The sequence below is a fragment of the Pseudomonas sp. B3(2017) genome, assembly GCF_002113595.1.
GTDB lineage: Bacteria > Pseudomonadota > Gammaproteobacteria > Pseudomonadales > Pseudomonadaceae > Aquipseudomonas > Aquipseudomonas ekonensis.
The window spans coordinates 63,526-77,418 of the sequence record NZ_NEIU01000020.1; the positions used below are offsets into that span (position 1 = coordinate 63,526).

13 protein-coding genes are annotated in these 13,893 nt (G+C 67.6%); 8 read left to right on the forward strand and 5 right to left on the reverse strand.

The window, feature by feature from the left end; translation table 11 throughout:
- Positions 1-4: 4 nt before the first annotated feature.
- From sctJ to CAG33_RS23830, 8 genes are all read left to right on the forward strand, one after another.
- Positions 5-799 (forward strand): type III secretion system inner membrane ring lipoprotein SctJ, encoded by a 795-nt coding sequence (gene sctJ, locus CAG33_RS23800; protein WP_085633479.1) that lies wholly within the window; start codon positions 5-7, stop codon positions 797-799.
- A complete protein-coding gene (locus CAG33_RS28380; RefSeq protein ID WP_139833041.1) occupies positions 796-1,377 on the forward strand; it encodes a hypothetical protein in 582 nt (193 codons plus the stop codon). The genes sctJ and CAG33_RS28380 overlap by 4 nt, the downstream gene beginning before the upstream one ends.
- Complete coding sequence (sctL, locus tag CAG33_RS23805; RefSeq protein WP_085583706.1) at positions 1,328-1,924, forward strand: type III secretion system stator protein SctL; 597 nt, start codon at positions 1,328-1,330, stop codon at positions 1,922-1,924. The genes CAG33_RS28380 and sctL overlap by 50 nt, the downstream gene beginning before the upstream one ends.
- Positions 1,925-2,009: 85 nt before the next feature.
- Entirely contained in the window at positions 2,010-2,231 is a 222-nt protein-coding gene (locus tag CAG33_RS23810; protein ID WP_085583704.1) for a serine kinase, read from the forward strand.
- Positions 2,218-2,640, forward strand: coding sequence for a type III secretion system chaperone (locus CAG33_RS23815; protein ID WP_085583702.1), 423 nt, complete (start codon positions 2,218-2,220; stop codon positions 2,638-2,640). Before CAG33_RS23810 ends, CAG33_RS23815 begins: the two co-directional genes overlap by 14 nt.
- Positions 2,633-4,654: a type III secretion system outer membrane ring subunit SctC gene (gene sctC / locus CAG33_RS23820; RefSeq protein ID WP_085583700.1), complete on the forward strand. Its 2,022-nt coding sequence runs from the start codon at positions 2,633-2,635 to the stop codon at positions 4,652-4,654. The genes CAG33_RS23815 and sctC overlap by 8 nt, the downstream gene beginning before the upstream one ends.
- A 291-nt stretch (positions 4,655-4,945) precedes the next feature.
- Entirely contained in the window at positions 4,946-5,296 is a 351-nt protein-coding gene (locus CAG33_RS23825; RefSeq protein WP_085583698.1) for a negative regulator of hrp expression HrpV, read from the forward strand.
- A gap of 101 nt (positions 5,297-5,397) precedes the next feature.
- Positions 5,398-5,796, forward strand: a complete 399-nt coding sequence (locus tag CAG33_RS23830; RefSeq protein WP_085583696.1) for a type III secretion system chaperone — start codon at positions 5,398-5,400, stop codon at positions 5,794-5,796.
- 71 nt (positions 5,797-5,867) lie between these two features.
- On the opposite strand, the gene CAG33_RS23835 is transcribed toward CAG33_RS23830, so the two are convergent.
- From CAG33_RS23835 to sctS, 5 genes are all read right to left on the reverse strand, one after another.
- Complete coding sequence (locus CAG33_RS23835; protein WP_085640761.1) at positions 5,868-6,479, reverse strand: aspartyl/asparaginyl beta-hydroxylase domain-containing protein; 612 nt, start codon at positions 6,477-6,479, stop codon at positions 5,868-5,870.
- A 59-nt stretch (positions 6,480-6,538) separates the two neighbouring features.
- On the reverse strand, positions 6,539-11,572 hold the full coding sequence (locus CAG33_RS23840; protein ID WP_085640763.1) for an AvrE-family type 3 secretion system effector: 5,034 nt from the start codon (positions 11,570-11,572) through the stop codon (positions 6,539-6,541).
- Positions 11,573-11,689: 117 nt separating this feature from the next.
- Entirely contained in the window at positions 11,690-12,781 is a 1,092-nt protein-coding gene (gene sctU / locus CAG33_RS23845) for a type III secretion system export apparatus subunit SctU (protein WP_085640765.1), read from the reverse strand.
- A gap of 47 nt (positions 12,782-12,828) precedes the next feature.
- Positions 12,829-13,629, reverse strand: coding sequence for a type III secretion system export apparatus subunit SctT (gene sctT, locus CAG33_RS23850; protein WP_085640767.1), 801 nt, complete (start codon positions 13,627-13,629; stop codon positions 12,829-12,831).
- Between the two features lies 1 nt (position 13,630).
- Positions 13,631-13,891, reverse strand: a complete 261-nt coding sequence (gene sctS, locus CAG33_RS23855; RefSeq protein WP_085583685.1) for a type III secretion system export apparatus subunit SctS — start codon at positions 13,889-13,891, stop codon at positions 13,631-13,633.
- Between the last annotated feature and the right edge of the window lie 2 nt (positions 13,892-13,893).

Consider the following 13,893-nt stretch of genomic DNA (forward strand, 5'->3'; position numbering starts at 1 on the left):
AGCCATGCATCCCAAGGTATTCGGGCCGCTCGCGGCGGTGCTGACGGTTCTGCTGCTGGCCGGTTGCGGCGAGCGCATGGAACTGCACCGCGACCTCTCTGAACAGGACGCCAACGAAGTGCTGGCGGAACTGGCCGGCAAGGACATCGACGCGCAGAAGCGTCTGGACAAGAACGGCGTGGCGGTGCTGGTGGCCAACCGCGACATTTCCCGGGCGGTGCGGGCGCTGGAGGCGGTGGGTTTGCCCCGGCGCTCGCGTTCGAGCCTGGGCGAGGTGTTCCGCAAGGAAGGGGTGATCTCATCGCCCCTGGAAGAACGGGCGCGCTATCTCTATGCGCTGTCCCAGGAACTTGAGCAGACCCTGTCGCAGATCGACGGCGTGGTGGTGGCGCGGGTGCACGTGGTGCTGCCCGAACGCATCGCGCCGGGCGAGCCGGTGCAGCCGGCGTCGGCGGCGGTGTTCATCAAGCACCGCGCCGAGCTGGATCCGGACAGCGTGCTGCCGCGCATCCGACGCATGGTGGCCAGCAGCATTCCGGGGATCGGCGGCGCCGACGACAAGAAGCTCGCGGTGGTGTTCGTGCCGGCCCAGGGTTACCACGAGACCGTGGAGACGGTGACGGTCGGTCCGTTCACCCTGACCCGCGAGCGCTGGCGGTTCTGGCAATGGCTGCTGGGGCTGTGCGCGGTGGCCGGCGTGCTGCTGGTCGCCGGCCTGTTCGCCCTCAATCCGCACTGGCGCCAACGCCTGGGCAACGCGGCAGGCGGCGGCAAGAACGCGCCGTCCGGGCCGGCATGAAGCCCCAGGAGGTCACGCCGCCGCAGGCGCTTGCCTGGGTGCGCTGGTGGGCCGACGCCGCTCCGCCATCGAACACCCCATGGCCGGCTGAGTGGCGGGCCCGTCATGCGGGCATGGGCGCCACGCGGCCCGCGCCGCCCAACGGCGGACTGTTGCCGTTGCTGGTGCTGGACGCGCAGCAGTGGGCGCAGGTGCTGAGCCTGGCGGTGGCGGTCTGCGCCGGCAGCCAGGGCGAACCGCCGCCGGGGCTCGATGACGCGGGGCTGCGCTGGTGCCGCCGCCTGGGCCGGGCGCTGCAGCCGGGCCATTGGCTGCCGGCCCGCTGGCGTGAGGGCGACACGCAGAGCCAAGGCCTGAGGCTGCTGCGGGCCTGGGTCGGCGAACCGGTGTGGCAACGCCTGCGCCTGGAGTTCGCCTGCACATCCATCGAAGACGCGCCGCTCCAGGGGTTGCCCCACGCACGGCTGGCCTCACTCTGGCAGGCGGTCGGCTGGTACGCCCTCACGTTCACTACACAAGGATCTCCCCATGCTGACCCGTCGCCGACTGAGCCTGAGCCATCCCCAGGCGTTGCCTGACGGCCCCGTCCTGCGCCGAGAAGTCTTCGAAGACAGCCTGCTGGCCGGGCAACTGCTGGCGCATGCCCGCGCCCAGGCCGACACGTTGCTGGCCGACGCCCGCGAGGAGGCCGAGCGCCTGCGCCAAGCGGCGCAGGAACAAGCCTTGGCCGAGGTCTGGCAGCAGGCCGATGCGCTGCTCGCCCAATGGCAGGCGCAACGCCAACAGATGTGGGACGCCATTCTCCAGAGCGCCGAATCGCTGTTGGGCCAAGCCTGGCAGCGACTGCTGGGCGAGCAGGGCGATGCGGCACGGATCGCCGCCCTGTGCCGGCAACTGAGCGCTGCCCGGCCGGCGGACGAACCCGGCGTGTTGCATTGCCACCCTGACCGGCTGGACCTGGCCGCGAACCACCTGCAGCAGGCCCAGGCCGTGTGGAGCCTGCGCGCCGATCCGCAGCAGGCGCCGGACAGCCTGTGCCTGCGCACCGAGCACGGCGACTTCGCGATCGACTGGCAGGCCCTGGGCAGCGCGCTCGGGCCGCTGCCGGACAGCGCGCAGCCATGAAGCTGGCGCAATGAGCGCAGGCGGGCAGGGAACCAACGTCGGGAACGTGCCACTCAATGGGCAGTTATCGACCTGGAGCCTCACCATGCTTTCTCCCGATGCACTGCGCCGCCGCCTGGACAACAACTTCGAAAACGCGCAACAGGATCTGGACGCCGCGGCGCTGGACATGGATGCGTTTTCCCCGGACGACTGGCATGCCTTCAACTCGGCGATCCGCCAGTCCTCCACCGCCAGCTGGGCGGCGAACCAGGAAATCGTGGTCAAGCACAACCTGGCCAAGGCGATCATCAATGAAATCCGCTGAACTGGCGCTCGCCGCGCAACGCTGGCTGGACGGCGGCGACGGCGAACTGGGGCTGCTGATCGACGGCGCGCCGCTGCGCCTGCAACGGCGGCCCGGCGGCGTGCTGTGCCTGGCCATGCTCAGCGCAGCCTGGCGCGGCGACGACGCCAGCCTTGAAGCGGCGCTGCGCCTGTCCGGCCCCAGCCTCGGGCGATTCGGCGGGGCGCTGGCGCTGGATCCGGCCGAGCGTCGCCTGTGCCTGATGCGCTACCTGCCGTTGCAGGGCATCCCGGCGCTGATCGCCGCCATCGAATCGCTGGCCAACCAACGGGACGTGTGGGAGGCGATGCTTGAACGCAGCGCCGCGGTTTCCCGTTCTTTGCCCCGCCCTGTGAACCGTCCTCTGCCTCTGGGAAGAACCTATGTTTAAGCGACTGTGCGGCCTGACCCTGCTGTTGGCCGCGTCCTGCCCGGCGCTGGCCGTGGTGCCCGATGACTGGCGGCAATCGGCCTACGCCTACGAGGCCTCGCGCACGCCGCTGGAGACCGTGCTCAAGGATTTCGCCAACGCCTATGGTGTGGGCCTGAGCCTGAGCGGCGTCAGCGGCACGGTGGACGCCAAGCTGCGGGCGGCGACGGCCGAGGAATTCCTCGACCGCTTGGCGCTGGAGCATCAGTTCCAGTGGTTCGTCTACAACGGCAAGCTGTACGTCAGTCCGCAGTCGGCCCAGGTCTCGCAGCGGCTGGAGGTGTCCGCCGACGCCGCGCCGGACCTGAAGCAGGCGTTGACCGACATCGGCCTGCTGGACAAGCGTTTCGGCTGGGGCGAGCTGCCCGACGAAGGCGTGGTGCTGGTCAGCGGTCCTGTGCGCTACGTCGAGCTGATCCGCGGGTTCAGCAAGGAGAAGGCCAAGCCCGACGAAAAGCAGCAGGTGATGATGTTCCCCCTGCGCTACGCGGCGGTGGCCGACCGGCAGGTCAATTACCGCGACCAGAGCCTGCGCATCCCCGGCGTGGCCAGCATCCTGGAGGACATGCTCGACAGCCAGCGCCCGACGCAGCCGTCGCCCCAGGATCCCAAGGCCAACATCGACGCCCTGCAAGGCATGGCGGACATGGCCCGGGGCAAGATCCTCAACTTGGCCAGCGAACGCACCGCCGGGCGCAGCGGCCACCGGCCCCAGTCCGCCGCGGGCCAGCGCCGCGTGGCGGCCGACGTGCGCAACAACGCCGTGCTGATCTACGACAACCCGGACAAGCGCGCCACCTACCAGCAACTGATCGAGCAGTTGGACCTGCCGGGCAATCTGGTGGAGATCGACGCGATCATCCTCGACATCGACCGCAGCCAACTGGCCAACCTGGAGTCGCGCTGGTCGGCGAGGGCGGGCAAGGTCGGCTTCGGCAGTTCGTTGCTCAACAGCGGTTCATCGACGCTGTTCATCAGCGACTTCGAGCGGTTCTTCGCCGAGATCCAGGCGCTGGAGGGGCAGGGCATGGCCTCGATGATCGCCCGGCCCTCGGTGCTGACCCTGGAGAACCAGCCGGCGGTGATCGACTTCAGCCGCACCCAGTTCATCACCGCCACGGGCGAGCGGGTGGCGACGATCCAGCCGGTCACCGCCGGCACCAGCCTGCAAGTAGTGCCGCGCACCATCGGGGGCGGGCCGAACAACCGCTTCCAGTTGATCGTCGACATCGAGGACGGCCAGCTGGAGCAGCAGCGTGACCAGCAGACGCCGACGGTCAAGCGCGGCACGGTCAGCACCCAGGCGGTGATCAGCGAAAACCGTTCGCTGGTGATCGGCGGTTTCCACGTGGACGAGCAGGGCGACCAGAGCGACCGCGTGCCGGTGCTGGGCAAGCTGCCGTGGGTCGGGCCGATGTTTTCCTCGACCCGCCGCGAGCTGTCGCGCCGCGAGCGCCTGTTCATCCTGACCCCGCGCCTGATCGGCGATCAGGTCGACCCGGCCCGCTACGTGGCCAGCGAAAACCGCGCGCAGCTGGGCCAGGCCCTGGCGTCCGGCCGCCAACCGGGGGGGCCTGCGGTGTTGCGGGCATCGATCGGCGCTACCTTCGCCGAGCTGGTGCGCGGGCGGATACCCGGTGATATCAAACGAACATCATCTGGTGTGGCCTTGGGCGACCTGTGTAAAGTGGACGGCCCGTTCGCGCTGGACCGCGGGCGGATGCAGTGGTTCAGCGCAACGGACTACTCGGTGGCGGTCGGCGTGGTCAAGAACGTCGGTGTCAAACCGCAGCGTTTCAACCCCGAGGCCTGTTCCGGCGGCGCGACATTGGCAGTGACGGCCGCACCGCGGTTCCTGTTGCAACCTGGTGAATCAACGGAGGTGTTCGTGGCCTTGCGGCCCGCAGCGACAGCGTCGCCTGCGGCGGCGCCGGCACGGGTATCGATGTTGCCCCCGCTTTCGCGCGGGTTATAAGAGAAGACTCAATCATCTGGACATGGCTTTTGCCTGTCGCGGTGCCCTTAAGCAGCTAGGCTTTGAGGCGATAATCTGTAGAGTCCGACAAGGAAGGTGAAGAGATGAAGTGGTGTCGTGCCGGTATTGCGTGGTTGTGTTTACTTATATTGAGCGCTTGTACGTCAGTACCTGAAACTTCCTGTCACATAGGGAATTGTCAGCAACTTGACGCCAACAACTCCGAGTTGAACGTCTGGTGGTCCCCGGCACTGCGTGACGGCGGTGGCCAATACGGTACGGTGCCTCTGAATGACTGAAACGATTTTTCAAAGCACCGATCAGCAGGACTTCCTCCAGCGCATCGCCCAGAAGCGGGCAAGCGTCTGGCAGTGGGCTCCGGGCGTCGAATTCGTCTGCCGCCAGGAGAGCCTGGGCTGGGGACTTTCCCTGAACATCCAGCGCCAGGCCCAGCGCCCGGATCTGTTTTCCGAGACTCTCAAGCGGCGTTTCGACAATGTCGAATCCTATGAGGGTTACTACATATGTCTCGATAGCCAGCACACTTTCGTGGTCTGGCATGAACTGCACAACGACGATCAGGGCGAACAACTACAGGCCTTGCTCGGACAACTCCTGTCGTTGGCGGGATTGAAGCACTGAGTCCGGAATATTTGTTCCGGCTGGAACTATTCGCCATTGTTTTTCCACTCAAGTTGCGAAACGGCCAACCCCAAGGCCATTCAACTTAAGAGGAAAAACAAATGGCGAACTCCACACCGGCCATCCAGCGTTTCATCGCCCATCTGGCCGATCGGTTGGGCACCCCCCTGACCTGGCAGAACGGCGTCTGCGCGCTGTACGACCGCGAACAGATCCAGGCCGCCGTCATCGAATGGCCCGAACACAGCGAAAACGTGATCATCCACTGTCGGCTCGGCGCCTTGCGGCCAGGCCCGGACAACCTGCAACGCCTGCTGACCATGAACTTCGACATCGCGGCCTTGCGCGGTTGCTGGCTGGCCCTGGACAAGGGCGATGTGCGGCTGTGCACCCAGCGCGAACTGGCCCGGCTGGACGAGGACAGCTTCAGCGACGTGGTCGGCGGCTTCGTCGCCCAGGTACGCGAGACCCGCTCGGGGCTGGGTCGGGTCTTGCACTGACATACCCGGACAAATAAAAAACGGGCGCATGCATCATGCGCCCGTTTCTTTTTGTGTATCGGCGGCGCGCCTCACGTCGGGCGTGCGAGGCGCGCCCGGTCGAACTCCAGATAGAGCAGGGTGCGCGGCGCCTCGCTGGCGTTGACCACGAAATGATCCAGCGAGCCGTCGAACACCGCCGCCGCACCGCAGCGGTGCCGATGGAATTCGCCGGCCACGTTCAGGTAGGCGTCGTTGCGCTCGTGCGCGGCATCGAGGGTCAAGTGCATCTGCAACAGGCCTTCGGCGCGGATCTCCGGGTGCCGGTGGCGAGGCAGGAACGCCTGGGACGCCAACCGTGCGAGCGCCGCGACCTTGAGCCCGCCGACTTCGCCGAGCATGGCCAGGGTCTGGGGCAGGGCCGCCAGCGCCGGGGCGATGGGCTCATCCCGGAACAGCAGCGGGTATTGCAGCCAGTCACGGTTGCCGCCCGATTCGCCCCAGCCCTTGAGCCAGCCGTAGGCGCCGCCCTGTCGCAGATGGGCGCTGACTTCGTCGTGCACCTCCTGATGGGGCTTGTCGGTGCGGTCGATGTCCAGCAGCGGCGCGTGCAGCGCCAGCAGTTCCTGGCGCATCACCGTCCAGCGGTCGGCCAGGGCGGCCAGGGCCGGGAAGGTGTCGAGCGGGTAGAAGGCAGGATCCATGTGAACTCCTTGTCGGGGGTAAAGGCCCCGTCCGGGCGGACGGGGCCGTGGGGCGGGCATCAGCCCTTGAGTTGCAGGCCCTCCTGTTTCAGCGCGCCGAGCGTGGCCTTCAACGCTTCGCCCGGCTTGGCGATCATGCCGTCGAGGAAGTAGCTCTTGGGCGTGTCCTGATCCTGGCCGTAGCTGAAGTTGATCTTGCCCAACGCCTTGCTGAGGTTGACCGACGCGTTGCTGCTGTAGCTCAGCACCGGCAGCGGCGAGGTGAAGTTTTCCGGTTGGTTGACGCTGTGGGACACGGTGATCGCCTTGATCCGCATGTTGTTGCGGTCCGACAGCAGCGCGCCGAGTTCCTTCTGCGAGAGGGTGCCGTCGCGGCTGCGCTGGTCGATGAGGTCCTGCACATCGTCCTTCAGTTCCAGGCGCACCCGCGCCTGGGTGCCGGGGGTGGCTTGCAGTTGCTTGACCAAGGCCTTGAGGTCCGGATCCCGCTCGATCAGCGCGGTGATGCGTTCGGCGTTGCTCGGCGAATGGTGGGGATTGATTTTCGCCATGACACTGGCGACCGCGCTTTTGCCGTCGATGCGCGAGAGGTTGGTGTAGGTCGATTCGAACCGGCCGCTGTCGAGCAGGCTGTGCCGGGCCTCGGCCGCCTGGTGCTGGACGCCGGCGCGGGTGAGGGCGCGCAGGGCGGCGTATTGCTCGTCGTTGTCCTTGGGCTTGCTGGCGAAGTGCGCCTGCAAGCCCTCCAGGTGGCGCTGCAGCCGCTCTGTGGCGTCCAGGCCTGCGTACTGCGCGTCGTCGGCGTCGGCCAGGCGGCCCAGCACCCGCTCCGATTCCGGATCCTTGAACGCCTTGCCCAGGCTTTTGCCGAGCTTGTCCAGGTTCTCGGCGGTCAGCGGTTCTGCCTCCTTGAAGGTGAACTTGATCCGCTTGCTGGTCTTGTTGTCCACCGAAACGCCGGCGCTGACGCCCAGCGGGGCGGTGATGCCCTGGTTGGCGGGCGTCGCGGCGTCCGAGGCCGGGGTGCGGCTGCCGGCGAACTGGGCACGGGCGAATCCCGACACGCCGAAGTTGTTGAGCAGGCGGGGCCGGTTGCGGCTGCTTTCCTGCAGTTCGCCCTTGTTGCTGTGCTGCTCGAGCGAATAGTTGCTGTAGTTGAGCAGGTTGACGTTGACCGTGCCGCCCACGCCGACCCGCGCCGCCGCCGACAGCGGCGTGCTGTCCTTGTCGGTCAGGCCGAACCCCACCCGGAATTCCGCGGTGGCGCTGGCATTGAGGTCGAAGTTGAAGCGCAGGCTCTTCTGGGCTTCGTGGTCGACGCCTTTCTTCATCAGTTCCAGCGGATCGAGCTTGCCGTCGACCAGCTTGTCGATGAACGGATCGATTTCCTCGTCGGGCAACGTGAACACCACGCCGTCTCGCCAGGTGGTGGCGGCGGTGCCGGTGACGTCCGCCCCCAGGCGCAGGGCCGGGGTCAGGCGGCGGTCGTTGCCGATGTCGACTTTGGTGAAACGGTCGGCGTCTTCGCCCCTGAAGAACCCCGGCCAATAGTCTTTGCCGCCGCCGACGCCCCCGCTGGCGGTGCCCGAGCCTTCGCGCTGCAGGTAGACAGTCACGCCTTTCTCGCCGCGTTCGGCGCTGAAGCTGTAGTTGCGTGCGCCGCTGACGGCGCCGCTGGGCCACGGCCCCAGGCCCTTGTTGGCCAGGGACACGAACGGCGTGCTCACGCTCATGCCGTAGCCGCGCTGCACGGCGATCTCGTCGTCGGGGTGATGCAGTTGCTTGAGCGCCTCTTTGAGGGTCTGCGCCATCTCCGGCTGGGTCTTGCTGCCGGTGGCGGCGCGCAGGCTGACGCTGGTGGCGTGGTCTTCCTTCTTGAAGCCGTTGAGGAAGCCCTTGATGCCGTCGTAGGCGCCTTCCAGGCTGGCGTGGTCGGCGAAGCCCATGTCGGTGATCTGCTTGAGCGGATGCTCGCCGTATTTCTTGTCCTTCAGTTCGCCCAGTTCCTTTTTCAAGGCCTCGACCCCGGCCTCGGTGTTGGAGGCCCCGGCCAGTTTCTCGGCGCCTTTGAGCACCTGGTCGAACTCTTCCATCGTGCCCACGTCCAGCGCCAGACGGGCTTTGATCAGGCCCAGGCTGTCGCTGGCGTCGCGCTGTTGGCCGAGGGGGATGTCGGCTTTCTGGTGGGACACCCGCAAGCCGTTGTTGCGCAGTTCCGTGAGCAGGGCGCCGGTGCGGTTCTGCGCCGAGGGCGCCAGATGCGCGAGGGCGCCGTTCAGTTCCTTGAGGAAATCGTGGCCGGAGCTGGCGAAGTTGAAGTTCTGCGAAAGCCGGTCCAGCTTCAGGCTCAACTGACTGCGCTTGGAGGGCGCCGACAGCTCGCCGTGGACGTTGAGCAGGCCTTCCTTCTGCTGCAGCAGCGTTGACTTGCCGGCGTGCCGGCCCAGGTGCTGGGTGGCGCGCAGGCTGTTGTCTTCCAGCTCCTTGCGGAACGCTTCCAGCGCCTCGACCAGTCCGGTGCCCTGCAGGCCGGGGCGGGAGCCCAGCGCGGCGATGCGCGACTGCAGATCCTGGCCGGCGCCGGTCCGCGGCGGTTTCTCGCTCAGCAGTTCCAGGCGCTTGAACTCGCGGCCTTCGGAGGCGTAGAGCGGCCTCAGGCCTTCGCGCCCCTGATAGCGGTGCTGGAGGTGATAGCCGACGTTCTTCAGCGGCCGCGGCATTTCCAGGGTCGGCTTGAAGATGTGCGCGCGGAAGTAGTCGCCGACGCTGGCCTGGTTGCCCGTTTCCATCGCGCCGCGGCCCATCAGGTTGTAGTTGAACCGGGCCGTGAGGCCGGTGCCGGGGATCTTCGCGGTCTTGACGCCGCCCTTGAGCCGGTCGAACAGATTGTCCAGGGCGTTGTGGTCGGCGGGGCGCGGCGTCAGCGGTTGCCAGGCGTTGCCCTTGAGCTGTACCTGCGAGTGATCCTGGCTGCCGTGCAGGGTGGCGCTCAAGCGGTTGTCGTCGGAGGTGCGGATGCTGGCCAGCGTCTTGCCCTCGGGCAGCGCCACGGGTTTCCATTTGGCCTGCGGACGCGGGTTGTCCGGGGGCGCCTGCCAGTCGTCCTTGGCCAGGGTGAACAGTTTGCCTTCGGTGGTCAGGGCATGCAGGTTGTGGTTCTCGTCGAGCGCCAGCGAGGCCACCGTGCCTTCGAGATCCAGGCGGCTGAGTTCGCTGGTTTCGCCGTTCTTGTGGTGGGCGGTGAAGCGGTTGTGGTCGTCCAGCGCCACGAACTGCTTGTCGTTGAGCATGGCGAATGCGGTGATGTGGCGGTCGGTCAGGCCCGGCAGCGCATCGCCCAGGGCCACGTCGGTGCTGCGCGGCGGCCGGTTGAGCGCATGGCCGTCGCTGACCGCCACCGACTCGAACTTGGCGCTGACGTCCAGCTTGTGCAGCTTGCCGTCCTGCAGCAGGTAGGCCTTGCTGTCGGTGCCCCGTTGCAGCTGCGTGACGTCCTTGATGCCGGTGTCCTTCCAGTCCTGGCGGGCTGAATCCCAGCTCTGCACGCGGCCGTCGCTCAGGCCGATCCGGCCCGAACGCTCCAGGTCGAACGTGGCGGCCGGTGTCGGCGCCTCGGCGCCGGGCAGGCCGCGGCGGTTGTCCAGCACCAGTGCGTCGCTGAGGTTCCAGCCGTGCTCCAGCGCAGGGTGTTGCTCGTCCAGGGGATGGGAATGGGCGTGCCCGGCCTTGTCGCCGACCAGCACATGCAGGCTGCCGTCGTCGCCAGGGAGGAAACCGCTGACCTGACGGCTGCCGCCCAGGGGTTCGCCCGGCGGCTGGAAGCGGCGGTCGGGCTGGAGCTTGAGGGTGGTCGCGTCGTCGTCGATCTCTTCGCGCCCGACGCTGTACAGCCGGCCTTCGGTGTCGCTGACGAACAGCCGGTCCTCTGTCAGGCCGATGTGCTTGGGTTCGGCCGAGCCGCCGTTCAGCTCCAGGGTCATGGACTTGGCGGTGTGGTCCGCGAGTTGCGTGAACTGCAGGGTCTGGCTCTTTTCGCCGCTCAGGCTGGCGGCGATGCCCTCGATGTTCACGGAGAAGGCCTTGAGGTCCGCCACCGTGAGCGGTACGGCATCGTGGTCGGTCAGGTTCACCAGGTTGTCGCCGCTCTGGCCGTAGAGATGGCCGTTGCCCTGCCGGGAGAGCTGGCTGAACGTCGCCGGCTCGGCCTCCGTGGCCGGCTGCTGCCAGGTCGCGCTGGCGCGGTCGAGCTCATACAGTTTGCCGTCGTGCAGGCGCAGCGTCTGGCCTGCGTCGTCCTCGTGGATGCCGGTGAGGTGCCCCAACTGCGCCCGCCCGAGGGTGGGCAGCGGCGCGCCGTCGCCGACCTTGGCGGCGTTGCCCTCAAGCGTCAGGCCCGGCGCGGCCGCCGCTTTGTCCGCCACCGGCCCTTCGGCCCGGCTGCTGCGCACCGTGACCAAGGCTGTCGGGGTCTGTTTCACGTGCAGCAAGTGGCCTTGGCGGTCCAGCAGCAAATGGTTCCGACCGTCGCCGGCGCTGTGTTGCGCCTGATAGCGTTGGCCGGACTGGCCCAATGCGTTTTGCAGCAGGTCGCCCACCGCCGACGGCTGGAAGTGCTGGAACTCGGGCTTGCCCTTGGCGTCGAGGCGGATACCCGCCGAGGGCGGTTCGGGCGTGGGTTGGCGCTGGATGCGTTCGCTGTGGCTGTCGAAGCGCCCGGCGTTGCTGCGGTTCAGGCGCGGGGTGGAGCCGGACGCCTCGGCGGCCTCGCCGGGGTGTTCCTGCAGTTCGATCGTCCCGCTCGCCGGCGCCGCCCCGCGCTGTAGCGGTGCGCCGGTGGCCGGGGCCAGGTTGCCCGTCGGGGCCGTGTTCTGGCTGCGCCCCCAGGGGCGCGGCAGGGCCCGCAGGTCCTGGGTCAGTTGGCCGATGTTGCGCATCAGCCGCTGGCCCATGTGGCGCAAGGAATGGGCGCTGCGTTGGGTCGGCTCCTGGGGGCGCTGTTCCAGGCCCTGGGGGTTTTGCCCGGCGGGGGCGGTGACTGGAGCGGTGATCGGGGTAGTGACCGCGCTGAAGTTGGCGTGAACCGGTGACGGCATGCTGTTCTCCGTGTCATGGACTGACAGGGCGAGTTCGTTAGGCTCGCCGGGGGCGTTCAGGAAAGATTCCTTTGCCCTGAGTGGCAGCGCTCGCGGCCTGGTTCCAGCTCTGGGGCGTCAGTACGGCACGCCGGGCATCTCGATCAGTTCGCCGTGGGCGGCGTCGTCCAGTTCGCGCAGCAGGCGATAGACCTGGGCCACCGCCTGCAAGGTCTCGCGCGGGACGAAGTGACCCACCTCGCTGCGGTACAGCGTGCGGGCCAGCCAGACGAAGCGGATCACCGGCACGCCGGCCTGGCGGGCGCGCTCGATCAGCGCCCGGGCCTCGGCGTCGTGCCCTTTGCAGATGATCCGCGGTAACGGCGTCTGCTGCGGGCGGTAGAACAGCGCGACCGCGTAGTGGGTCGGGTTCACCAGCAGCAGGTCGGCGTCTTCCACCGGCGCCTTGGCCGGCGCGGCGCCGGCCGGCTGCTGGGTGAGTTCGCGGGCCAGGGACTTGCGGTGCGACTTCATGTGCGGGTCGCCCTCCATCTCCTTGTATTCCTTGCGCACGTCCTCGTGGCTCATGCGCTGGCCCTTGATGAAGAAGTACTTCTGCAAGGCGAAGTCGGCCACCGCCAGCACCAGCAGCACGCCCAGGCAGGTGCGCGACAGCCGGCTGAACAGGGCGATCATCGCCTGCCAGTAGGTGTCCAGGTCGGTGTTGGCCAAGCCGATCAGGTCGTTGAGGGCCGGCGGCAGCACCCAATACAGCACCGCACCGATCAGCAGGGCCTTGCACAGGCTGTTGAGCAGGTTGAACAGTTGGCGCGAGGAGAACATCTGCTTGAACTGGTTCAGCGGGTTGAGCCGCTCAAAATCGAGCTTCAGGCTCTCGGTGGCGAACAGCGGGCCGAACTGCACCCAGCCGCCGGCCAGGCGCATGGCCACGGCGATGCCCAGCACCGGCAGCATGAACAGCAGCAGGTCCCAGCCGGCCTTGGTCAGCACTTCGCCGACCGCCGCGGCGAAGGGCCGGTCCAGTTGGCGCAGCGGCAGCATCACCAGACCTTCGAGCTTACCGATGCCACCGCCGGCCAGGCCCAGGATCAGTTCCAGCAGCGCCGCGAAGATCAGCAGCTTGGGCACGTCCTGACTCTGGCCGACCTGGCCTTTCTTGCGGGCGTCGGCGAGTTTCTTGGGGGTGGGCTGTTCGGTCTTTTCGCTCACGGGCGGTGCTCGTCAGGTTTCATGGCAGAGAGGTCAGGGGGCAGGCCTCAGGGGGTAGGGCGCAGCAGCAAGGGCAGCAGGTGCCTGAGGTCGGCCAGTTCCGCCAGCCGGCCGTTGCCCAGCCAGCACAGCATCGGCAGATAGAGAACCAGGAAGCCCAGGCCGATCAGGCTCTTGGCCGGCATCGCCAGGGTCGAGACCTGCAACTGCGGGCTGTACAGGCTGAGGATCGCCATGCCGAATTCGATCAACAGCAACAGGCCCACCAGCGGCGCGGCGAACAGCACCATGAAGCGAAAGGTGCTGGCCAGCAGCTTGAGGTACAGGCCCCAGCCGTCCACGGCGGGCATCGGCAGCCACTGGCTGGCGGGCCACAGGCCGTAGCTGTCCCAGATCACCTGGGTGAGGCTGGCGTAGCCGCCGCCCAGGATCAGCAGCAGGATCAGCACCTGCTTGAACATGTGCCCCAGCTCCGAAGTGTTTTCCCCCAGCGCCGGGTTGATCTGCCCGCCGATCAGGGCGCCGCGCTGGTTGTCGAACAGGCAGCCGACCGACTCGAACAGCCAGAACGGCATCGCCAGCAACAGCCCCAGCAGCAGGCCGATCAGGCTTTCCTTGAGCATCAGCCCGCTCAGGTCGAGCCAGCCGAGGTCGCGCCCGGCCAGGCTTGCGCGGATCGCCGGCATCGGCACCAGGGCCAGCGCCAGGACGATCGCGTGGCGCAGCGCGCCCTTGATCTCCCGGAAGGCGAACGCCGGCACCAGGAACAGGCACGGGTACAGGCGCGCCATGCCGACGGTCAGGGCGATGATCGATTCGCTGATGTCGCTGAAGGCCGCCTGGAACATCTCAGGCCCTCGTCTGCGGGATCATGGCGAAGGCCAGTTGCGCCAGTTGGATCAGCTCCACGCCGATCCAGCGCCCGGTCAGCGCCAGGGCGATGCCCACGGCCACCAGTTTCACGGCGAACGGCAGGGTCTGGTCCTGCAGCTGCATCACCGCCTGAAGCAGCGAGGTCAGCACGCCGACGATCACCGCCACGATCAGCGGCGGCGCCGACAGCACCACCACCAGCAACATGGCCTGCTTGAACAGGGTCAAGGTTTCCATGG